Genomic DNA, 20,881 nt, shown 5'->3' with positions numbered 1-20,881 from the left:
CGATGCGGGAGATCGCGGGTGGACAGGGGTGTCGTCACTGTCAGTGGCTGGATGCATGCTGGGTGCATGACGGATCTCGAGGCGGGGCTGCGCGCGGTCGTCCGGGGTGAGGTCGGCTTCGACGTCACGTCCCGGGCGCTGGTCACCATGGACGCGTCCAACTACCGGCGGGTGCCGGTGGGCGTGGTGGCCCCTCGGGACGCCGAGGACGTGGCGGCGGTGCTGGCGGTGTGCCGGGAGCACGGGGTGCCGGTGGTGGCGCGCGGCGGGGGCACGTCGATCGCCGGGCAGGCCACGGGTGCGGGGGTGGTGCTGGACTTCACCCGGCACATGGATCGCGTTGTGTCGATCGATGCCGAGGCGCGTACGGCCGTGGTGCAGCCTGGGCTCGTACTGGACCGGCTGCAGGAGGCGGCGGGCGCGTATGGGCTGCGGTTCGGGCCCGATCCGTCCACGCACAGCCGGTGCACGCTCGGCGGGATGATCGGGAACAACTCCTGCGGCTCGCACTCGGTGGCCTGGGGGACGACGGCGGACAGTGTGCGCGAGTTGGATGTGCTCACCGCGCGCGGGGAGCGGCTGAGGCTCGGGGGCGGGTGGGCGGGTGCTCCGGAGGGGCTGCGGGCGCTGGTGGAGGGGGAGTTGGCGCTGTTGCGGACCGGATTTCCGGAGCTGCCTCGCCGTATCTCCGGCTATGCGCTGGACGCGCTGCTGCCGGAGAAGGGCGCCGACGTCGCCCGCTCCTTCTGTGGCAGCGAGGGCACGCTGGGGGTGCTCACCGAGGCGGTCGTACGGCTGGTCGAGGCGCCCCGCGCGCGTGCGCTCGCCGTGCTGGCGTACGGCGACGAGAGCGCGGCGGCCGAGGCGGCGGCGGGCCTGTTGCCGTACGGGCCGCTCACCGTGGAGGGGATGGCGGCCGATCTGGTGCCGCCGACTGCTGGTCTGCCCAGGGGCGGGGCCTGGCTGTTCGTGGAGACGGGCGGCGAGTCGGAGGCGGAGGCACGCGTGCGTGCGGAGGCGATCGCGCGGGCCGCCGACGTCGTGGACTCGCTGGTCGTGACGGGGCTCGCTGAGCAGCGGGCGCTGTGGCGGATCCGGGAGGACGCGAGCGGTACGGCCACGCGGATGCCGGACGGCAGCGAGGCCTGGCCCGGGTGGGAGGACTGTGCGGTGCCGCCCGCGCGACTGGGCGCCTATCTGCGGGACTTCCGTGCCCTGCTGTCCTCCCATGGGTTGCGCGGCACCCCGTACGGTCACTTCGGCGACGGCTGCATCCATGTCCGCATCGACTTCGACCTGCTCACCGAGGCGGGCGTCGGCCGCTTCCGGCGCTTCTCGGAGGAGCTGGCCGACCTGGTGGTGGCCCATGGTGGTTCGCTGTCCGGGGAGCACGGCGACGGAATGGCGCGGGCCGAACTGCTGCCGAGGATGTACGGCCCCGATCTGGTCGGCCTCTTCGAGCGCGCCAAGGGTGTCTGGGACCCGGACGACCTGCTCAACCCCGGCGTCCTGGTCCGCCCCGCTCCTCTGGACGCCGACCTCCGCTTCTCCGTCCTGCCCCGCGAGCCGGTCGACGTGGCCTTCGGCTACCCGGCGGACGGCGGCGACTTCTCGGCGGCGGTACGGCGCTGCGTCGGGGTCGCCAAGTGCCGTACCACCGCCGCGGCCGGCGCGTCCGTGATGTGCCCGTCCTTCCGGGCGACCGGCGAGGAGAAGCACTCCACGCGCGGGCGTGCCCGGCTGCTGCACGAGATGCTCGCCGGTGAGCTGGTCACCGACGGCTGGCGGTCCACGGAGGTCCGGGACGCGCTGGACCTGTGTCTGTCCTGCAAGGGCTGCCGCTCCGACTGCCCGGTCGAGGTCGACATGGCCACGTACAAGGCGGAGTTCCTTCACCACCATTACGAGGGCCGACGCCGTCCGGCCGCGCACTACAGCATGGGGTGGCTGCCGTTGTGGCTGCACTGGGTGACGCGGACACGGACGGCCGGGCTGGTCAACGCCCTGGCGGGAGTGGGGCCGGTCGCGGCCCTGGGCAAGCGGCTGGGCGGCATCGCGCCCGAGCGGGAGCTGCCGCGTGTCGCGTCGGAGACGTTCACGCGGTGGTGGCGCAGGCGGTCGGCGGAGCAGGCGCGGCGGATGATGGCGGAGTGGAAGGAGAGGGGCGGGGCTGAGCGGGGCAGCGAGTCCGACGACATCGAGGCCGACGACATCGAGGCCGACGACATCGAGGCCGACGACATCGAGGGCATCGAGGGCATCGACGACATCGATGACATTGGTGACCTCGACGAAAGTGACGGCATCGATGACACCGACGGCTTCCCGCCCTTCGTCGCCCTGTGGCCCGACACCTTCACCGAGCACTTCGCGCCGGACGTCGGGAAGGCGGCGCTGCGGGTGCTGGAAGCGGCCGGGATGGTGGTCGTGCAGACGCCGTGGATGAAGTGGAGGGTGGACGTCGAGCAGACCCCCGAGGGTGAGTCGTGGGGGTACAGCGCGAACCTCCTGACGTCCCGTCGGGCCCGCGTCTGCTGCGGGCTGACGTATCTCTCGACAGGGCAACTCGACCGTGCGCGCAAGGTGTTGCGCCGCACACTCGATCTGCTCGAGCCGTTGCTGGACGCCCGCGCGGGGGAGCGCATCCCGTTCGTGGTCCTGGAGCCGAGTTGCGCCGCCGCCCTGCGCAGCGACCTGCCCGAGCTGCTGCACGACGACCCGCGCGCGGCCCGGCTCGCCGCCTCGGTGCTGACCTTCGCGGAGGCGCTGGAGAAGTACGCCCCCGACTGGACCCCGCCCCGTCTGGACCGTCCGGTCACCGGCCAGACCCACTGCCACCAGCACGCGGTCCTCGGTGACGGCCCCGAGCGCCGACTGCGCGCGGCGGCGGGCCTCACCGGTGAGCTGGCCGGCGGCTGCTGCGGCCTCGCCGGCGACTTCGGCTTCGAGAAAGGGCACTTCGAGGTGTCGTCGGCCTGCGCGGAGGAGCAGTTGCTGCCCGCCGTGCGGCAGGCTCCCGAGGAGGCGGTGGTCCTGGCGGACGGCTTCTCCTGCCGCACCCAGCTCGAGCAGCTGGCGGGGGTACGGGGGCGGCATCTGGCGGAGGTGCTGGCGGACGGGATGGCGGCAGACTCGGGCCCATGTCCGAAACCGAGTTGAACCGAGTCGCCGTCCTCTCCGACGTCCACGGCGTTCTGCCCGCGCTGGAAGCCGTCCTCGCCGAGCCGGAGGTCGCCGCCGCCGACCGTGTCGTGCTCACCGGTGACATCACCGCCGGGCCCCAACCGGGGGAAGTGCTGGACGTGTTGCGGGGACTGGGGGAGCGGGTCGTGTGGATCGGCGGCAACGCCGACCGCGAACTCGTCGAGTACCGCAGGGGCGGCCGGGACGAGATCCCCGATCCGATCGGGCCGTACGCCGCCGCCCGACTCAGCGACGAGCAGGTCGACTTCCTCGCCGCGCTCCCCGTCACCCGCACCCTCCGCGTCCGCGGCCACGGTGACGTGCTCTTCTGCCATGCGACCCCTCGCGACGACGAGGAGGTCGTGCTGGTCGACTCCCGGCTCGACCGCTGGGCCGACGTCCTCGCCGGGGTCCCCGACACGGTCCGCACCGTCGTCTGCGGTCACACCCACATGCCGTACGTCCGCCTCGCCCATGGCCGGCTGATCGTCAACCCCGGCAGTGTCGGAATGCCGTACGGCCGCTCCGGCGCCCACTGGTGCCTGCTGGGCCCGGGGGTCGACCTGAGGGTCACGTCGTACGACATCCGGGCCGCGATCGCCCGCCTCAGCCGCGAGTGCGCCTCTCAGGACATCACGGAGTGGGCCGACTACTACCTCCACGCCCGGGCGACGGACGCCGAGGCCCTGGGGGCGTTCGGGCCGAGGGACGGCAGGGCGGGCGACGGGGCCGCGGCTCATGGCTGACTGCCAGGTTTCATAAGGTCGTTCTCAGGTTCATAAGAGAATTCTCAGTTTCGGCGGGCGATCTCAGCAGTCTCCAAGGTATTCACAGCGCCTGTTTGCCGTTACCTCGCCGACTTTGCCTTCTCTTGAGTTGTGCGGCGTGTAAGTTCATCGGTGTCGGGAACCGGACGCGGAATTCCCGAATCCCTGAACCACGAAACACTAGGAGTCGGAAATGAGCCTCAAGAAGCTCGCCCCGCTGCCCCCGAAGCCCAAGTCGAAGCAGCTCCCCCCGCCGCCCCCGCCGAAGCCCAAGAAGAAGCACCCCAAGCCGCCGGTTCCCAAGCCGATCCCCGGCGACGACAACTGAGTGAGGTCTGAGAGGGCCGACGGGATTCCGTCGGTCCTCTCTGCTTGTCGAATTCAAGAATTCTCGCGACGCAATGCGAAGGGAATGTGAAAATGGACGGGGAAGAGGATGACGAGGAGTACGAGTACGGCACTCCCACCATTCCGGCCCGTGTCGCGTTCCGTCGTTTCTGGCCACTGACCCGGGGCCTGCGCCGCTGGCTGGTCCTCGTGTGGGGGTGCACGGTGCTCGCCGCGCTCGCCGAGACCGAGGCGATCCTGGTCTTCAGCGACCTCACCGACCACGCGCTGCAGAAGGGCTCGCTGGCCGCGTTCTGGGCTCCGGCCGCGAAGTGGCTAGGGGTGGCGGTGCTGGGCGCGGTCGTCGCGTACGCCGGCAACTCCCTCGCCGCCTGGATCACCGAACGCTTCGTGATGAGACTGCGCGAGCATGTCTTCGACCACGTACAGCAGTTGCCCCCGCACTTCTTCCAACGGCACCGGCAGGGCGATCTGTTGTCCCGGCTGACGAGCGATGTCGAGGCGATCGAGACGATGGTCGTCTCGGGACTGGTCGGCGCCGCCTCCGCCGCCTTCTCCGCCCTCTTCTACGCGGCCGCCGCGTTCTGGCTGCGCTGGGACCTGGCCGCCGCGACCTTCGTGCTGGCCCCGCTCTTCTGGCTGGCGGCCCGCCGCTTCTCCGGTTCCATCAAGGACGTCTCCCGCGCGGGCCGGGTCGCCGACGGCGCGATCACCTCCGTCGTCGAGGAGTCCCTGTCCAACATCGTGCTCACCCAGGCCTACGACCGCCGGGACGCCGAGCGCCGGCGGCTGCGGAAGGAGGCGAACGCCTGGTTCCGCGCCTCTGTCCGCTCCACCCGCCTGAACGAGGCGTACGAGCAGCTGGTGGCCGTCATCGAGACGGTGTGCGTGCTCGCGGTGATCGGCATCGGCGCCTGGGAGATCTCCACCGGCCGGATGACCCTCGGCCAGCTCCTCGCCTTCGCCGCCTTCCTCGGCTACCTCTACCCGCCGGTCCGCGGCCTCGCCCAGCTGGGCCTCACCGTCACCGCCGCGACCGCGGGCGCCGAGCGGCTGATCGAGGTCCTCGACGTCGAGCCCTCGGTCACCGACCCCCGCCGGGGCGCCGAACCCGGCCGCCCGGACGGCACCGTCGAGGTCCGGAACGTCTCCTTCAGCTACCCGGGCGCCGACACCACCGCCCTGACGGACCTCTCCTTCACGGTGAATCCCGGCGAACTCGTGATCGTCACCGGTCCGAGCGGCGCCGGCAAGTCCACCGTCTCCAAGCTCCTCCTGCGCTTCTACGACCCCGACGCGGGCGACCTTCTCCTCGACGGCGTCCTCCTACGCGACTTCCCGCTCGCCCGCCTGCGCGAGTACGTCACCCTGCTCCCGCAGGAGACCCTCGTGCTGCACGACACCGTCCGCGCCAACATCGCCTGCGGCCGACCCGGCGCCAGCGACCAGGCCATCGAGGAGGCGGCGCGGGCGGCGGACGCGCACGACTTCATCGTCCGGCTGCCCGAGGGCTACGACACCCGGGTCGACCCCAACTCCGCCCGGCTGTCCGGCGGTCAGCTCCAGCGCCTCGCCATCGCCCGCGCCATCCTGCGCGACGCCCCGGTCCTGGTCCTGGACGAGCCGACGACCGGCCTCGACGCGATGGCCGCCCGCCGGGTCGTCAAGCCGCTGCGTCGCCTGATGGCCGGCCGTACGACCATCATGATCACCCACGACCTCAACCTCGCCCCCGACGCCGACCGCATCCTGGTCGTCGACCGCGGCCGGATCGTGGAGACGGGCCGGCACGAGGAACTGCTGGCGCGCGGCGGCGCCTACGCGCGCCTGCACCGCTCGCAGAACAACGCCGTGATGGACACGGGGGAACTGCGGCTGCCGCTGGACCTGGTCCAGCCCGGGTACGGCCACCTGGAGCAGGCGGCGGGCGTGGAGCAGCCGCAACACACGGAGTACGCGGAGTACGCCGAGTACGCGCCATACGCGCCCTACATGCCGCAGCCGACGTGGCAAGCGCCGTCGTACGACTACGTCCCGACCACCCTCCCCGACGGCCGGCCGCTCTTCCGGGACGAGGAGGCCTGGCCCGGGATCTGATTCCAGCATGCGGGACAGCTGCAAAACGGGTTCACACGCCTGACCGGGTCTATTACCGTAGACCTCGCAGTGCAGCACGCTGAACGAACCCGAGCCGATCACCTGGACCGCCCGTGACCACGCCCAGCACGACGACTTCCTCGCCGACGACGTCCGCCTCCGCGGCCGCGCGCGGCCGGGGTTCGCTCGGCCCGATCGGCCTGGTGCTGTCGGGCGGCGTCTCCGTGCAGTTCGGCGCGGCGCTGGCGGTGAACCTGATGCCCAGGGCGGGCGCGCTGGGTGTGGTGACCCTCCGCCTGCTCGCCGCGGCCGTGGTCCTGCTGCTGGTCTGCCGTCCCCGGCTGCGCGGCCACTCGCGCACCGACTGGGGCACGGTGCTCGCCTTCGGCGCGACCCTGGGCGCGATGAACGGCCTGTTCTACCAGGCCGTCGACCGCATCCCGCTCGGCGCGGCGGTCACCCTGGAGGTCCTCGGCCCGCTCGCCCTCTCCGTCCTCGCCTCCCGCCGCCTGATCAACGCCGTGTGGGCCGCCCTCGCCCTCGTGGGCGTGTTCCTGCTCGGCGGCGGCGACTTCGGCGCCCTCGACCCGCTGGGCGTCGCCTTCGCGCTGGGCGCGGGGGCCATGTGGGCGGCGTACATCGTCTTCAGCGCCCGCACGGGCCGCCGCTTCCCGCAGGCGGACGGGCTGGCGCTGGCGATGGGCGTGGGGGCGCTGCTGATGCTGCCGCTGGGGATCGCCGAGTCGGGTACGAAGCTGGCGGACCCGGTGACGATCGCGCTGGGCTCCGCGGTGGCGGTGATGTCCTCCGTCCTCCCCTACACCCTGGAGCTGCTGGCCCTGCGCCGTCTGCCCGCGCCCACCTTCGCGATCCTCATGAGCCTGGAGCCGGCCCTCGCCGCGACGGCCGGTTTCCTCATCCTGGGCCAGACCCTGAGCCCCGTCCAGGCGGCGGCGATCGCCCTGGTCATCGGCGCGAGCATGGGGGCGGTACGGACGCAGGTGGGGCGGGGCAAGACGTCCCTGCCGGAGGCGACGGTCTCCTGACGCGCGCCCTGCCGGGCCGGCCGGCGGTTCAGCCGGCGTCGGGTCCCCCGGGGACGGCCGCGACCGCCGCCGCGGTCATGTGTCGTGCGGTGGTCACGAGGCTCGCGACCGCCTCGTCTGGGGCCAGACCGCAGAGGTCGATCAGGGCGAGCAGCGATTCGGCGTTGATCACGAGGGCGAGATCGCGGACCAGCTGCTCAACGTCCGCGCGCCGAGCGGAACCGCATGTCTCGGCCCACGGGGCGAGAGCGTGCTCGATGAGTCCGAAGCGGTGGGCGGGACGGTCCTTCGACGCCGAGGGTTTCGCGATGGTCGAGGCGACGACCACCCGGACCGCACCCCGCCTGCGCAGCACCGCCCGGCCGAGGATCTCCGCCGCCTATTCATCGCTCTCGTCGCCCGGCCCGTCCGCGACGCGGCCCACCCGCTTGCCTGGTCCGACTGGCGCGGCCGCCACCAGGCACGATCACGCACCAGTCACTACCGGCGGCAAGCCGCATCCCAGCCATGAAGATCACGATCTACAGCTGGAGTATGAGCCGCCGCACGCTGACCAAAGAATTTTCCGTCGGGTTGTCGATCCGGGAGGCCGTCGCGCATCGGAGGTACAGATCCGGCAGACGAGGCCGGGACGATGAGATCGGAGACACGGCCATGACCACCCACCCCAACGCCACACGACTGCACCAGGCATACCAGGCTCTCGAACAGGGCGACATGCAGCCCATGCTCGGTCTGCTGACCGATGACGTCACCTGGATCGACTCGACGCTGGGCCCGCTGGCCGGCACCTATCGGGGCAAGGCCGAGGTGCCGGAGTTCTTCGCCAAGATGATGGAGGTCTACGAGGGTAGCCTGCGTGTCGAGATCGTGGCGGTCGTCGCTGACGACGACCACGCCATCGTGCTCACCCGCGAGTCGGGCAGCCCGCAGGGCCACACGGTGGCCTGGACCGGCGCACACGTGTGGTCGTTCACCGGTGATCACTGCCACCGCTTCGTGAACTACGGTTCAGCCGAGTATCAGCGGTTCTGGTCCGACCAGGTGCCGTCCGCCCGCCGTTGACCTGGCGCCCCGGTGCCTGCGCTGCTGGTGGGCACCGGGGTCGCCCAGCCGCCGATCAGGCCAACTCTCGTACCGGGCGGACCTCTACGAAACCGAACGGCGCCGGCACCTGCTCGGCGATCGCCAGCGCCTCGTCCAGGTCGGACACCTCAACAAGGTAGTAGCCTCCGAGAGCCTCCTTGGTCTCGGCGAACGGGCCATCGGTGACGACGAGTCCACCGTCCGGGTCCTTCCTCACCGTGGTCGCCGTCGCTGTCGGCATGAGCGGGTTGCCGCCACGCAGATGCCTGCTGTTGGCGGTCTTGAAGGCATCGTGATCTTCCATGATCTTGTCGGCGGCCTCCGGGCTCAGCCGAGCCCATCTGGCCTCCTCCTCGTAAATCATCAGTAGGTACCGCGGCATGGAAACCTCCGTAGAGTCCTCTTGCAAGGGAAGGGTGACACGATGAGTGCTGAGGTCAACGCGGCGGTCGCGGTGGCGCACCGTACCGAGTGGGCGTTCGTCCTCGCCGCCACCGTGCGTGTGACTCGCGACCTGGACGTGGCTGAGGAATGCGTCCAGGACGCGTACGCGCAGGCGCTGGGCACCTGGGGCGAAAAAGGTATCCCCGTCAAACCGGGGGCCTGGTTGACCACGGTTGCCCGGCGACGAGCTCTTGAACTGCTGCGTCATCAGGACGCGGCGCACCGCACGATGCCCAAGCTCGTGACCGACGTCCTGGCGGAGCCCGAGATCGTCGAGCCCGACGAAGTCCCGGACGACCGGCTGCGGCTCATCTTCACCTGCTGCCACCCCAGCCTTCCCCAGGAGGCTCAGGTCGCCCTGTCCCTGCGACTGCTGTGCGGACTGAGCACCGCCGAGACCGCCCGCGCCTTCCTGGTCAGCGAACCCACCATGGCGGCACGGATCACCAGGGCCAAGAAAAAGATTGCCCATGCCCGGATCCCGTACCTTGTCCCCGCCGGTGGCGAACTGTCCCAGCGAATCGACGCGGTGCTCACCGTCGTCCATCTGATTTACAGCACCGGGCACACTGCACCCGTCGGTGACCAACTCCTGCGGGTCGACCTGTGCGAACGCGCGCTCGATCTGGCCCGGATGCTGCACACCCTGCTCCCCGATGATCCCAGTGTGGCCGCGCTGCTCTCGCTGATCCTGCTCACCAACGCCCGCGGGGCCACCAGGGTCGACGACGAGGGCCACCTCCAGCTCCTCGCCGATCAGGACCGCAGCCGCTGGGACCGGGCCGCCATCGCCGAAGGCCTCTCGCTGATCGGGCATTCCCTGCGCTGCGGCCGCCCCAGCCGGTGGTCCGTCATGGCTGCGATCGCTGCGGTACACGCCGAGTCTCCGAGCTGGGAGCATACCGACTGGGCGGAACTGGTGGGCCTGTACGACCTGTTGATCCAGTACTGGCCATCCCCCGTCGTAGCCCTCAACCGGGCGGCCGCGGTCGGTCTCGCCCACGGCCCCGAAGCCGGCCTAGCCGCACTGGACGAACTCGGAGACAACCCACAACTGTCCACCTACGGCTACCTCGCCGCAGCACGCGCCGACTTCCTGCGCCGCCTCGGCCGACATGACGACGCCAGGACCGCCTATGAGGAAGCGCTCATGCTCACCGAGAATGCTGTCGAGCGGCGGTTCCTGGCCTCCCGGATCGAGGAACTCGACTGGTGACACCACACCGGGGAGTCGCTGCGCGCTCAGAGCCGGGCGCGGCACGTTCGGGGTCCTCTTCCCGGGCGGCGGGCACAGACCCCGGTCCTGACGAGGCGCGGGACCACTTGGCCCGAGCTGCGGCCATCTACCGAGAAGCGGCCGAGGCGGTACGCGTGGCGTGACGTGGCCTGCCTGACCCTCACCGGTGAGCGTTCTCGGCGACCCCCCGAACGAAGGCGGAGAAGGCGGTCGGGCTGAGGGTGAGCACCCCGGCGGACGGGTTCTTGGAGTCGCGGACGGCTATGTGGGGGGCCACGTCGGCAACCTCTACGCAGTCACCTCCGGTGTCGCCGCTGTAGGAAGACTTGGCCCACGCGGCGGTGCCCAGAGGGGCGCACTCGATGCACTCGCCGCTGCTGCCGCTGTACGACGACTTACGCCACTGCACTCGCGTCACGTCCAGGTTGCTCTCCATAGCGTTCCTCCATCACGCGGGCGATCAGGGCGGCCGACTCCCTCGAGGAGAGCTCGTAGCCGTAGCAGTCCAAGGGCGACGCGCTGGGATCAAGTTCGCGGATATGCACGGCCACCACCTCCCGTCACTCAGAGTAGCGGAACGGTCGCGCGCAGGTCCCGGAGTTGTGGAAAACCTTCCGGGCCGATTAATGCAAGCACGCTTGCTTGTTTCTGGGGCCCCTGCCATGCTCGCCCCATGGCCGACCCGACGCCCGTCATCGACGACCTGCGTGCGGAGAGCGAGGAACTCGACCGGCTCGTGGCCGAGTTGAGCCCGGAGCAATGGGCGCTCGCGACTCCCGCGGCAGGCTGGACCATCGCCCACCAGATCGCCCATCTCGCCTGGACCGACCACTCCTCGGTGCTGGCGGTGACCGATCGGGAGGCCTTCTCCCGCGAGGTCGAGAGGGCGCTGGCCGCCCCCGGCGACTTCGTCGACAACGGCGCGGAGGAGGGGGCCGGGAAGCCGCCCGAGCGGCTGCTCGCCGACTGGCGGGCCGGACGCGAGGCGCTGGAGGCGGCCCTGCGCGCCGCACCCGAGGGCGCCCGCTTCCCCTGGTACGGCCCGCCCATGTCCACCGCCTCCATGGCCACCGCCCGTCTCATGGAGACCTGGGCCCATGGCATGGACGTGGCCGACGCGCTCGGCGTGAAGCGCACTCCCACCGACCGGCTCCGGCACATCGTCCGCCTCGGCGTCCGCACCCGCGACTTCGCCTTCGGCGTGCACGGGCTGCCCGTGCCGTTCGAGGAGTTCCGCGTGGAACTCACCGCGCCGTCCGGGGAGTTGTGGATCTTCGGCCCGGAGGACACTGACGACCGTGTCACCGGGCCCGCCCTGGACTTCTGTCTCCTCGTCACCCAGCGCGCCCACCGCGCCGACCTCGCCCTCGAAGCCGTCGGCCCCGACGCCGACCGCTGGCTGGACATCGCCCAGGCCTTCGCCGGACCGCCCGGCGCCGGGCGCCCGCCGAAGGGGGAGGGCGCATGACGGCGGCCCTGCGCATCGGCAACGCCTCCGGCTTCTACGGCGACCGTTTCGACGCCATGCGTGAGATGCTCACCGGCGGTGAGCTGGACGTGTTGACCGGGGACTATCTGGCCGAACTGACCATGCTGATCCTCGGACGGGACCGGCTGAAGGATCCCGGCGCCGGTTACGCCCGTACCTTCCTGCGGCAGCTGGAGGAGTGTCTGGGGCTCGCCCACGCGCGCGGGGTGCGGATCGTCGCCAATGCCGGCGGGCTCAATCCGGCCGGACTGGCGGACCGGGTACGGCAGTTGGCGGACCGGCTCGGCATCCCCGTGCGGGTCGCCCATGTCGAGGGCGACGACCTCACCGCCGCCCACCCGGGCAGCCTCGCCGCCCACGCCTACCTCGGCGGTTTCGGGATCGCCGCCTGTCTGCGGGAGGGCGCGGACGTCGTGGTCACCGGGCGCGTGACGGACGCCGCGCTGGTCACCGGGCCCGCCGCCGCCCACTTCGGCTGGGGGCCGGGGGAGTACGACCGGCTCGCGGGGGCCGTCGTCGCCGGGCATGTCCTGGAGTGCGGGACGCAGGCCACCGGCGGCAACTACGCGTTCTTCGCGGAGGGGGGTCGTGACGTCCGGCGGCCCGGTTTTCCGCTGGCGGAGATCCATGAGGACGGCAGCTCCGTCGTCACCAAGCATCCCGGCACCGGTGGCTTCGTCGACGTCGGGACCGTCACCGCGCAGCTGCTGTACGAGACCGGGGGCGCCCGGTACGCGGGGCCGGACGTCACCGCACGGCTGGACACCGTACGGCTCACTCAGGACGGACCGGACCGGGTGCGGATCGACGGGGTGCGCGGTGAGGCGCCGCCGCCGACCCTCAAGGTCGGCCTCAACCGGCTCGGCGGCTTCCGCAACGAGGTCGTCTTCGTCCTGACCGGCCTCGACATCGAGGCCAAGGCCGCGCTCGTGCGGGAGCAGATGGAGCCGGCGGTGAGCAAGGTCGCGGACGTGCGGTGGGAGTTGGCGCGTACCGACCGGGCCGACGCGTCCACCGAGGAGACGGCGAGCGCGCTGCTCAGGCTCGTGGTGCGGGATACGGACCAGGAGGCGGTGGGGCGGGCGCTGAGCGGGGCCGCCGTCGAGCTGGCGCTGGCCAGCTACCCGGGGTTCCATGTGCTGGCGCCCCCTGGAAAGGGCTCGCCGTATGGGGTCTTCGAGGATGTGTACGTCCCCCAGGGTGCCGTCGACCATGTGGCCGTCCTCCATGACGGGCGCCGGGAGCCGGTGGCGCCGGCCCACGACACCCTCGTACTCGACGATCCACCGGCCGTCGAACTGCCGGAACCTCTTCCCGCCGGGCCCGTCCGCCGTGCTCCGCTCGGGCTCCTCGCCGGGGCCCGCAGTGGGGACAAGGGCGGGAACGCCAACGTGGGGGTGTGGGTGCGGACGGAGGAGGCCTGGCGGTGGCTCGTCCATGAGCTGACGGTGGACCGCTTCCGGGAGTTGATCCCCGAGTCCGGTGAACTGCCCGTCGTCCGGCACGTCCTGCCGAACCTGCGCGCCCTGAACTTCGTGGTCGAGGGGATCCTCGGCGAGGGCGTCGCCGCCCAGCACCGCTTCGATCCGCAGGCCAAGGCGCTCGGCGAATGGCTGCGCTCCCGCCATCTGGACATCCCGGAGGCTCTGCTGTGACCGTCATCGAATCCGGCCTGGACATCGCCGGTCCGGACTACCGGGCCAACCGCGAGGCCATGCTCGCCAAGCTCGCCGACCTGACGGCCGAGCACGCGAAGGCGCTGGCGGGCGGCGGGGAGAAGTACGTCGAACGGCACCGCAAGCGGGGGAAGTTGCTGGCCCGTGAGCGGATCGAGCTGCTGCTCGACCCGGACTCGCCCTTCCTGGAGCTGTCGCCGCTGGCCGCCTGGGGCAGCGAGTACACGGTGGGTGCCTCGCTCGTCACCGGCATCGGGGTGGTGGCGGGCGTGGAGTGCCTGATCACCGCCAACGACCCGACCGTGCGTGGCGGCGCCAGCAACCCCTGGTCGCTGAAGAAGGCCCTGCGGGCCAACGACATCGCCCTCGCCAACCGTCTGCCCTGCATCAGCCTGGTGGAGTCGGGCGGCGCCGATCTGCCGTCCCAGAAGGAGATCTTCATCCCCGGGGGCGCCATCTTCCGGGATCTGACGCGGCTTTCGGCGGCCGGGATCCCGACCGTCGCGGTCGTCTTCGGCAACTCGACGGCGGGGGGCGCGTACATCCCCGGCATGTCCGACCACGTGATCATGGTCAAGGAGCGCGCCAAGGTCTTCCTCGGCGGCCCGCCCCTGGTGAAGATGGCCACCGGTGAGGAGAGCGACGACGAGTCCCTCGGCGGCGCCGAGATGCACGCGCGCGTGTCGGGACTCGCGGACTACTTCGCCGTAGACGAACCCGACGCGCTGCGGCAGGCACGGCGGGTCGTCGCCCGCCTCAACCACCGCAAGGCGCACGCCGATCCGGGCCCGGCCGAGCCCCCCAAGTACTCCGCCGACGAGCTGCTGGGCATCGTCCCGGGCGATCTGAAGACCCCCTTCGACCCGCGCGAGGTCATCGCCCGGATCGTCGACGCCTCCGACTTCGACGAGTTCAAGCCGCTGTACGGGACGAGCCTGGCGACCGGATGGGCGACCCTGCACGGCTATCCCGTCGGCATCCTGGCCAACGCCCAGGGAGTGCTCTTCAGCGCGGAGTCCCAGAAGGCGGCCCAGTTCATCCAGCTCGCCAACCAGCGCGACATCCCGCTGCTCTTCCTGCACAACACCACCGGCTACATGGTCGGCAAGGAGTACGAGCAGGGCGGGATCATCAAGCACGGGGCGATGATGATCAACGCGGTCGCCAACTCGAAGGTCCCGCACCTCTCCGTCCTGATGGGCGCCTCCTACGGCGCCGGGCACTACGGCATGTGCGGACGGGCCTACGACCCCCGCTTCCTGTTCGCCTGGCCCAGCGCCAAGTCGGCCGTCATGGGCCCGCAGCAGCTCGCCGGGGTCCTGTCGATCGTCGCCCGGCAGTCGGCGGCCGCTAAGGGGCAGCCGTACGACGAGGACGGCGACGCCGCCCTGCGGGCCATGGTGGAGCAGCAGATCGAGTCCGAGTCGCTGCCGATGTTCCTGTCCGGGCGGCTCTACGACGACGGCGTCATCGACCCGCGCGACACCCGCACCGTCCTCGGCCTGTGTCTGTCGGCCATCCACACCGCGCCGTACGAGGGTGCGCGCGGCGGCTTCGGCGTCTTCCGGATGTGAGGGACCCAGTGACTTCCATGATCACTTCCGTACTGGTCGCCAACCGGGGCGAGATCGCCTGCCGGATCTTCCGCACCTGCCGTGAGTTGGGAATCCGGACGGTCGCGGTGCACTCCGACGCCGACGAGAACGCGCTCCACGCACGCGTGGCCGACACGGCGGTACGGCTGCCTGGCGCGGCGCCCGCGGAGACGTATCTGCGCGGCGACCTGATCGTGAAGGCGGCGATCGCGGCGGGCGCGGACGCCGTCCACCCCGGTTACGGCTTCCTGAGCGAGAACGCCGACTTCGCGCGCGCGGTCCTCGACGCGGGTCTGGTGTGGATCGGGCCGCCGCCGTCCGCCATCGAGGCCATGGCGTCCAAGACCCGCGCCAAGGAGCTGATGGGGCTCGCGCCCCTGGCCGACGTGACCGAGGCCGACCTGCCGGTGCTGGTCAAGGCGGCCGCGGGCGGCGGGGGGCGCGGGATGCGGGTCGTGCGCCGCCTTGAGGAGCTGGGCGCCGCGCTGGAGGGTGCGCGCGCCGAGGCCGCGAGCGCCTTCGGGGACGGCGAGGTGTTCGTCGAGCCGTACGTCGAGAACGGCCGCCATGTCGAGGTGCAGGTGCTCGCCGACGCGCACGGCACGGTGTGGGCGCTGGGCACACGCGACTGCTCCCTCCAGCGACGCCACCAGAAGGTGATCGAGGAGGCGCCCGCGCCCGGACTCTCCGAGGCGCTCGAAGAGGAGCTGCGCGCGCTGTCCGTACGTGCCGCGCGCGCCGTCTCGTACGTCGGCGCGGGCACGGTGGAGTTCCTCGTCGCCGACGACACGGCGCACTTCCTGGAGATGAACACCCGCCTCCAGGTGGAACACCCGGTCACCGAGGCCGTGTTCGGCGTCGACCTGGTGGCGCTGCAACTCCGCGTCGCCGAGGGCCACGCCCTCGACGGCGAACCACCACGCGCGCGTGGCCACGCCGTCGAGGCCCGTCTCTACGCCGAGGACCCCGCGCGGGACTGGTCCCCGCAGACAGGCACCCTGCACCGCTTCACGGTCCCCGGCATCCGCCTCGACACGGGCTGCGAAGACGGCGACACCATCGACGTCCACTACGACGCGATGCTCGCCAAAGCCGTCGCCCACGCCCCCACGCGCGCGGAGGCGGTCCGCCGACTCGCCGGCGCCCTGGAACGCGCCACGATCCACGGCCCAACCACCAACCGCGACCTGCTGGTCCGCTCCCTGCGCCACGAGGAGTTCACGTCGGCCCGCATGAACACGGGCTTCTACGACCGCCACCTGACCGCCCTCACCGAACCGGCCCCCGACCCCCACGCCCCCCTTGCCGCCGCCCTCGCCGACGCCCGTGCCGGCGGCTCCCGCTTCGGCGGCTGGCGCAACGTCCCCTCCCAGCCGCAGGTCAAGCGCTACGCGACCGGGGGCGAGGAGCACGAGGTCCACTACCGGCACACCCGCGCGGGCGGACTGGAGGCGGACGGGGTCCGGGTCGTGCACGCCGCCCCCGACCTCGTCGTCCTCGAAGTGGACGGCGTACAGCGGAAGTTCGCGGTGTCGAGGTACGGCGACGAGGTGTACGTGAACGCCACGGCGCTCAAAGCACTTCCCCGCTTCCCCGACCCCACCGCCCAGCACGCCCCCGGCTCCCTCCTCGCCCCCATGCCGGGAACGGTCTTGAAGGTGGCCGACGGACTGGCCGTAGGAGCCGCCGTACGGGCCGGAGAGCCCCTGCTGTGGCTGGAGGCGATGAAGATGCAGCACAAGATCGCGGCACCCGTCACGGGGAGGCTCAGCGCCCTCCACGTGACCACGGGCCGACAGGTGGAGGTCGGCACGCTGCTGGCCGTCGTGGAGGAGGAGCGGTGAGCGTCATGATCGAGACCGAGGAACACAAAGCCCTGCGAGCCGCCGTCGCCGCCCTCGGCAAACGCCACGGCCGCACCTTCGACCGCGAGGCACTCTGGTCCGAGGCGGCCAAGCTCGGCTACCTCGGCGTCAACCTGCCGGAGGCATACGGCGGCGGAGGCGGCGGGATCGCCGAACTCTCCATCGTCCTGGAAGAACTCGGCGCCGCCGGCTGCCCGCTGCTGATGATGGTCGTCTCCCCGGCGATCTGCGGCACGGTCATCGCCCGCTTCGGCACCGACGCCCAGAAACGCGCCTGGCTCCCCGCCCTCGCCGACGGCACCCGCACCATGGCCTTCGGCATCACCGAACCCGACGCCGGCTCCAACTCCCACCGCATCACCACCACCGCCCGCCGCGACCCCGACACCGGCGACTGGCTGCTCACCGGCCGCAAGGTCTTCATCTCCGGAGTCGACATAGCCGACGCCACCCTCGTCGTCGGCCGCACCGAGGACTCCCGCACCGGCCGCCTCAAGCCCTGCCTCTTCATCGTCCCGCGCGACGCCGAAGGCTTCACCCGACGCCGGATCGACATGGAACTCCAGGCCGCCGAGAAGCAGTTCGAACTGGTCCTCGACGACGTACGGCTGCCCGCCGACGCCCTGGTCGGCGACGAGGACGCCGGTCTCCTGCAGCTGTTCGCCGGACTCAACCCCGAGCGGATCATGACCGCCGCCTTCGCGATCGGCATGGGCCGCTACGCCCTCGGACGCGCCGTCGAGTACGCCCGCGACCGCGCCGTATGGAACACCCCCATCGGCGCCCACCAGGCGATCGCCCACCCCCTCGCCCAGGCCCACATCGACCTCGAACTCGCCCGCCTGATGATGCAGAAAGCCGCACACCTCTACGACGCCGGGGACGACACCGGCGCGGGCGAGGCCGCGAATATGGCGAAGTACGCGGCGGGCGAGGCGTGCGTACGGGCCGTCGACCAGGCCGTGCACACCCTCGGCGGCAACGGCCTCACCCGGGAATTCGGGCTCGCCTCGTTGATAACCGCCTCGCGCGTGGCTCGTATTGCCCCGGTGAGCCGGGAGATGATTCTCAACTACGTCTCCCACCAGACCCTGGGCCTGCCCAAGTCGTACTAGGAGGAACCGTGTTCCGGAGCGAGTACGCCGATGTAGCGGCCGTCGACCTGCCCATCCACGAGGCGGTGCTGGGCCGGGCCGCCGAACACGGTGACGCTCCCGCCCTCATCGACGGGACCGACGGCACCACCCTCACGTACGAACAACTCGACCGCTTCCACCGTCGCGTCGCGGCCGGACTCGCCGAGGCCGGCGTCCGCAAGGGCGACGTACTCGCCCTGCACAGCCCCAACACCATCGCCTTCCCCACCGCCTTCTACGCCGCCACGCGCGCGGGCGCCTCCGTCACCACCGTGCACCCGCTCGCCACACCCGAGGAGTTCGCCAAACAGCTCAAGGACTCCGCCGCCCGCTGGATCGTCACCGTCTCCCCGCTGCTGGAGACCGCGCGCCGGGCCGCCGAACTCGCGGGCGGAGTACGGGAGGTCTTCGTCTGCGACAGCGCGCCCGGCCACCGCTCCCTCATCGACATGCTGGCCTCCGCCGCCCCCGAACCGGCCGTCGACATCGACCCCGCCGAGGACGTCGCCGCGCTGCCCTACTCCTCCGGAACCACCGGCATCCCCAAGGGCGTGATGCTCACCCACCGGCAGATCGCCACCAACCTCGCCCAACTCGAGTCCGTCATGCCGTCCGGACCCGGCGAACGCATCCTCGCCGTCCTGCCCTTCTTCCACATCTACGGCCTGACCGCCCTCATGAACGCGCCCCTCCGGCTCGGCGCCACCGTCGTCGTCCTGCCCCGCTTCGACCTCGACACCTTCCTCGCCGCCATCCAGAACCACCGCATCACCGGCCTGTACGTCGCCCCGCCGATCGTCCTCGCCCTCGCCAAACACCCCGCCGTCGAGCAGTACGACCTCTCCTCCCTCCGCTACATCCTCAGCGCCGCCGCCCCGCTCGACGCCCACCTCGCCGCCGCCTGCTCCCGACGGCTCGGCCTGCCGCCCGTCGGCCAGGCGTACGGCATGACGGAACTGTCCCCCGGCACCCACGTCGTCCCCCGCGAGGCCATGCGCGACGCCCCGCCCGGCACCGTCGGCAAGCTCATCGCCGGCACCGAGATGCGGATCGTCTCCCTCGACGACCCCGACAAGGACCTCGGCACCGGCGAATCCGGCGAGATCCTCATCCGCGGCCCCCAGGTCATGAAGGGCTACCTGGGCCGCCCCGACGCCACCGCCGCCATGATCGACGCCGACGGCTGGCTGCACACCGGCGACGTCGGCCATGTCGACGCCGACGGCTGGCTGTTCGTCGTGGACCGGGTCAAGGAACTCATCAAGTACAAGGGCTTCCAGGTCGCCCCCGCCGAACTCGAGGCCCTCCTGCTCACCCACCCCGGCATCGCCGACGCCGCCGTCATCGGCGTCTACAACGACGACAACAACGAGATCCCGCACGCCTTCGTGGTCCGCCAGCCCACCGCCACCGACCTCTCCGAAGGAGAGGTGATGATGTACGTCGCCGAACGCGTCGCCCCCTACAAACGCGTCCGCCAGGTCACCTTCATCGCCGGCGTCCCCCGGGCCGCCTCCGGCAAGATCCTCCGCCGGGAACTCAGGGGGCGGTCATGACGTTGATCGGACGTACCCGCGCGCGGGGCGTCGAGACCCTCAGCCTCGACTCCACCGCCAACCGCAACGCGCTCTCCGCCGCCCTGGTCGGCGAACTGGCCGGCGCGCTCACCGACTGCGCCAAGGACAGCGACGTCCGCGCGGTCGTCCTCACCCACACCGGCACCACCTTCTGCGCCGGCGCCGACCTGCGCGACCCGCCCCACCCCGACACCCTCGTGGCACTGCTGCGGCAGATCGTCGAACTGCGCAGACCGGTCGTCGCCCGGGTCACCGGCCACGTCCGCGCCGGCGGCCTCGGACTGCTCGCCGCCTGCGACATCGCGGCCGCCTCCACCGACTCCACGTTCGCCTTCACCGAGGTCCGCATCGGCGTCGCCCCCGCCGTCATCTCCCTGCCGATCCTGCCCCGCACCGACCCGCGCGCCATCGCCCGCTACTACCTCACCGGCGAACGCCTCGACACCGCCGAAGCCGCCCGCATCGGCCTGCTCACCGCCGCCGGCGACGACGTGGACGCCGTACTCGAACCCATCCTCGACGGCCTCCGCCGAGCCTCCCCGCAAGGCCTGGCCGAGACGAAGGCACTGCTCACCGCCAGGGTCCTGGAGGCCTTCGACCGGGACGCGGCCGACCTCACCGCGCTCTCCGCCCGGCTCTTCGCCTCCCCGCAGGCCCGCGAGGGCATGACGGCCTTCCTGGAACGACGGGACCCCCTATGGGCACTGTGACCACCGAAGAACGCGAGGAGCGCGCCGAGCGCGTCCCCAAACAGGACCGCAGCCGGGCCACCCGCCAACGGCTCCTGGAAGCCGCCGTTGCCTGCCTCGCCGAACACGGCTGGGCCGGCTCCACGGTCACTGTCGTCGCCGAACGCGCCGGCGTCTCCCGAGGCGCCGCCCAGCACCACTTCCCCACCCGCGAGGACCTGTTCACGGCCGCCGTGGAGTACGTCGCCGAGGAACGCTCCACCGCCCTGCGCGCCCTGTTCCCCCAGGGCGCCGCGGACCGCCGGGCCGTCGTGGCCGCCCTCGTCGACCTCTACACCGGCCCCCTCTTCCGCGCCGCCCTCCAGCTCTGGGTCGCCGCCTCCAACGAGGACCAGCTCCGCCCCCGCGTCACCGAACTGGAATCCCACGTCGGCCGCGAGACCCACCGCATCGCGATCGAGCTCCTCAACGCCGACGAATCCCGCCCCGGCGTCCGCGAAACCGTCCAGGGCCTCCTCGACATGTCCCGCGGCCTCGGCCTCGCCAACCTCCTTACGGACGACACCGGGAGACGGGAGCGGGTGGTGGCGCAGTGGGCGGCACTGCTCGACGAGGCGCTGGGCTGAGCCGTACCAGCGCCCCTCGG

At 71.5% G+C, this 20,881-nt stretch carries 18 protein-coding genes and 1 pseudogene; 16 read left to right on the top strand and 3 right to left on the bottom strand.

The window, feature by feature from the left end; genetic code table 11:
- Window positions 1-66 precede the first annotated feature (66 nt).
- The 5 genes from MKW14_RS29355 to MKW14_RS29340 all read left to right on the top strand — a co-directional run bounded on the left by MKW14_RS29355 (window position 67) and on the right by MKW14_RS29340 (window position 7,441).
- Complete coding sequence (locus MKW14_RS29355; RefSeq protein WP_240867427.1) at window positions 67-3,159, top strand: FAD-binding and (Fe-S)-binding domain-containing protein; 3,093 nt, start codon at window positions 67-69, stop codon at window positions 3,157-3,159.
- The gene (locus MKW14_RS29350) at window positions 3,141-3,929 is read left to right on the top strand and encodes a metallophosphoesterase family protein (protein ID WP_240867425.1); all 789 of its coding nucleotides are present in this window, start codon (window positions 3,141-3,143) and stop codon (window positions 3,927-3,929) included. Before MKW14_RS29355 ends, MKW14_RS29350 begins: the two co-directional genes overlap by 19 nt.
- A gap of 214 nt (window positions 3,930-4,143) precedes the next feature.
- On the top strand, window positions 4,144-4,278 hold the full coding sequence (locus MKW14_RS41030; RefSeq protein WP_276622102.1) for a hypothetical protein: 135 nt from the start codon (window positions 4,144-4,146) through the stop codon (window positions 4,276-4,278).
- A gap of 92 nt (window positions 4,279-4,370) precedes the next feature.
- Window positions 4,371-6,395, top strand: a complete 2,025-nt coding sequence (locus MKW14_RS29345; protein ID WP_240867422.1) for an ABC transporter ATP-binding protein — start codon at window positions 4,371-4,373, stop codon at window positions 6,393-6,395.
- 113 nt (window positions 6,396-6,508) lie between these two features.
- Window positions 6,509-7,441: an EamA family transporter gene (locus MKW14_RS29340; RefSeq protein WP_240867420.1), complete on the top strand. Its 933-nt coding sequence runs from the start codon at window positions 6,509-6,511 to the stop codon at window positions 7,439-7,441.
- 28 nt (window positions 7,442-7,469) lie between these two features.
- Here MKW14_RS29340 and MKW14_RS29335 read toward each other — a convergent pair whose 3' ends face one another.
- Window positions 7,470-7,796 (bottom strand): hypothetical protein, encoded by a 327-nt coding sequence (locus MKW14_RS29335; protein ID WP_240867497.1) that lies wholly within the window; start codon window positions 7,794-7,796, stop codon window positions 7,470-7,472.
- 18 nt (window positions 7,797-7,814) lie between these two features.
- On the opposite strand from MKW14_RS29335, the pseudogene MKW14_RS29330 reads away from it, so the two are divergent.
- A pseudogene (locus MKW14_RS29330) lies at window positions 7,815-7,952 on the top strand (IS701 family transposase); the annotation flags it as partial.
- A 143-nt stretch (window positions 7,953-8,095) separates the two neighbouring features.
- Window positions 8,096-8,506: a nuclear transport factor 2 family protein gene (locus MKW14_RS29325; RefSeq protein WP_240867417.1), complete on the top strand. Its 411-nt coding sequence runs from the start codon at window positions 8,096-8,098 to the stop codon at window positions 8,504-8,506.
- Window positions 8,507-8,561: 55 nt separating this feature from the next.
- On the opposite strand, the gene MKW14_RS29320 is transcribed toward MKW14_RS29325, so the two are convergent.
- Window positions 8,562-8,909 (bottom strand): YciI family protein, encoded by a 348-nt coding sequence (locus MKW14_RS29320; protein WP_240867413.1) that lies wholly within the window; start codon window positions 8,907-8,909, stop codon window positions 8,562-8,564.
- Between the two features lie 42 nt (window positions 8,910-8,951).
- Between MKW14_RS29320 and MKW14_RS29315 the strand changes: the two genes are divergently transcribed.
- On the top strand, window positions 8,952-10,187 hold the full coding sequence (locus MKW14_RS29315; RefSeq protein WP_240867409.1) for an RNA polymerase sigma factor: 1,236 nt from the start codon (window positions 8,952-8,954) through the stop codon (window positions 10,185-10,187).
- A 181-nt stretch (window positions 10,188-10,368) separates the two neighbouring features.
- Here MKW14_RS29315 and MKW14_RS29310 read toward each other — a convergent pair whose 3' ends face one another.
- Window positions 10,369-10,644 (bottom strand): DUF397 domain-containing protein, encoded by a 276-nt coding sequence (locus MKW14_RS29310; RefSeq protein WP_240867406.1) that lies wholly within the window; start codon window positions 10,642-10,644, stop codon window positions 10,369-10,371.
- A gap of 237 nt (window positions 10,645-10,881) precedes the next feature.
- Between MKW14_RS29310 and MKW14_RS29305 the strand changes: the two genes are divergently transcribed.
- From MKW14_RS29305 to MKW14_RS29270, 8 genes are read left to right on the top strand one after another with little or no spacing between them, the layout of a single operon-like run.
- Complete coding sequence (locus tag MKW14_RS29305; RefSeq protein WP_240867404.1) at window positions 10,882-11,676, top strand: TIGR03084 family metal-binding protein; 795 nt, start codon at window positions 10,882-10,884, stop codon at window positions 11,674-11,676.
- Window positions 11,673-13,352, top strand: coding sequence for an acyclic terpene utilization AtuA family protein (locus MKW14_RS29300; protein WP_240867401.1), 1,680 nt, complete (start codon window positions 11,673-11,675; stop codon window positions 13,350-13,352). The genes MKW14_RS29305 and MKW14_RS29300 overlap by 4 nt, the downstream gene beginning before the upstream one ends.
- Entirely contained in the window at window positions 13,307-14,947 is a 1,641-nt protein-coding gene (locus tag MKW14_RS29295; protein WP_374116610.1) for an acyl-CoA carboxylase subunit beta, read from the top strand. The genes MKW14_RS29300 and MKW14_RS29295 overlap by 46 nt, the downstream gene beginning before the upstream one ends.
- 17 nt (window positions 14,948-14,964) lie before the next feature.
- On the top strand, window positions 14,965-16,812 hold the full coding sequence (locus MKW14_RS29290; protein WP_240867397.1) for an acetyl/propionyl/methylcrotonyl-CoA carboxylase subunit alpha: 1,848 nt from the start codon (window positions 14,965-14,967) through the stop codon (window positions 16,810-16,812).
- A gap of 5 nt (window positions 16,813-16,817) precedes the next feature.
- Entirely contained in the window at window positions 16,818-17,948 is a 1,131-nt protein-coding gene (locus MKW14_RS29285) for an acyl-CoA dehydrogenase family protein (RefSeq protein WP_240867488.1), read from the top strand.
- 8 nt (window positions 17,949-17,956) lie between these two features.
- Complete coding sequence (locus tag MKW14_RS29280) at window positions 17,957-19,525, top strand: 4-coumarate--CoA ligase family protein (protein ID WP_240867395.1); 1,569 nt, start codon at window positions 17,957-17,959, stop codon at window positions 19,523-19,525.
- Window positions 19,522-20,256: an enoyl-CoA hydratase family protein gene (locus MKW14_RS29275; RefSeq protein ID WP_240867392.1), complete on the top strand. Its 735-nt coding sequence runs from the start codon at window positions 19,522-19,524 to the stop codon at window positions 20,254-20,256. The genes MKW14_RS29280 and MKW14_RS29275 overlap by 4 nt, the downstream gene beginning before the upstream one ends.
- On the top strand, window positions 20,244-20,861 hold the full coding sequence (locus MKW14_RS29270; protein ID WP_240867390.1) for a TetR/AcrR family transcriptional regulator: 618 nt from the start codon (window positions 20,244-20,246) through the stop codon (window positions 20,859-20,861). Before MKW14_RS29275 ends, MKW14_RS29270 begins: the two co-directional genes overlap by 13 nt.
- Window positions 20,862-20,881: the final 20 nt, after the last annotated feature.

It is taken from the genome of Streptomyces gilvus (genome assembly GCF_022513565.1).
GTDB classification, from domain to species: domain Bacteria; phylum Actinomycetota; class Actinomycetes; order Streptomycetales; family Streptomycetaceae; genus Streptomyces; species Streptomyces gilvus.
The sequence above is the reverse complement of the archived record's forward strand: the minus strand, read 5'-3'. Positions and strand labels throughout refer to the sequence as shown.

Excerpts from the sequence above, each read along its gene's own strand:
- MKW14_RS41030 (WP_276622102.1), top strand. The coding sequence starts at position 4,144 with ATGAGCCTCAAGAAGCTCGCCCCGCTGCCCCCGAAGCCCAAGTCGAAG.
- MKW14_RS29300 (WP_240867401.1), top strand. The coding sequence starts at position 11,673 with ATGACGGCGGCCCTGCGCATCGGCAACGCCTCCGGCTTCTACGGCGAC.
- MKW14_RS29270 (WP_240867390.1), top strand. The coding sequence starts at position 20,244 with ATGGGCACTGTGACCACCGAAGAACGCGAGGAGCGCGCCGAGCGCGTC.
- MKW14_RS29350 (WP_240867425.1), top strand. The coding sequence starts at position 3,141 with ATGTCCGAAACCGAGTTGAACCGAGTCGCCGTCCTCTCCGACGTCCAC.
- MKW14_RS29290 (WP_240867397.1), top strand. The coding sequence starts at position 14,965 with ATGATCACTTCCGTACTGGTCGCCAACCGGGGCGAGATCGCCTGCCGG.
- MKW14_RS29285 (WP_240867488.1), top strand. The coding sequence starts at position 16,818 with ATGATCGAGACCGAGGAACACAAAGCCCTGCGAGCCGCCGTCGCCGCC.
- MKW14_RS29310 (WP_240867406.1), bottom strand. The coding sequence starts at position 10,644 with ATGGAGAGCAACCTGGACGTGACGCGAGTGCAGTGGCGTAAGTCGTCG.
- MKW14_RS29315 (WP_240867409.1), top strand. The coding sequence starts at position 8,952 with ATGAGTGCTGAGGTCAACGCGGCGGTCGCGGTGGCGCACCGTACCGAG.
- MKW14_RS29295 (WP_374116610.1), top strand. The coding sequence starts at position 13,307 with ATGGCTGCGCTCCCGCCATCTGGACATCCCGGAGGCTCTGCTGTGACC.
- MKW14_RS29305 (WP_240867404.1), top strand. The coding sequence starts at position 10,882 with ATGGCCGACCCGACGCCCGTCATCGACGACCTGCGTGCGGAGAGCGAG.
- MKW14_RS29275 (WP_240867392.1), top strand. The coding sequence starts at position 19,522 with ATGACGTTGATCGGACGTACCCGCGCGCGGGGCGTCGAGACCCTCAGC.
- MKW14_RS29325 (WP_240867417.1), top strand. The coding sequence starts at position 8,096 with ATGACCACCCACCCCAACGCCACACGACTGCACCAGGCATACCAGGCT.
- MKW14_RS29355 (WP_240867427.1), top strand. The coding sequence starts at position 67 with ATGACGGATCTCGAGGCGGGGCTGCGCGCGGTCGTCCGGGGTGAGGTC.
- MKW14_RS29345 (WP_240867422.1), top strand. The coding sequence starts at position 4,371 with ATGGACGGGGAAGAGGATGACGAGGAGTACGAGTACGGCACTCCCACC.
- MKW14_RS29320 (WP_240867413.1), bottom strand. The coding sequence starts at position 8,909 with ATGCCGCGGTACCTACTGATGATTTACGAGGAGGAGGCCAGATGGGCT.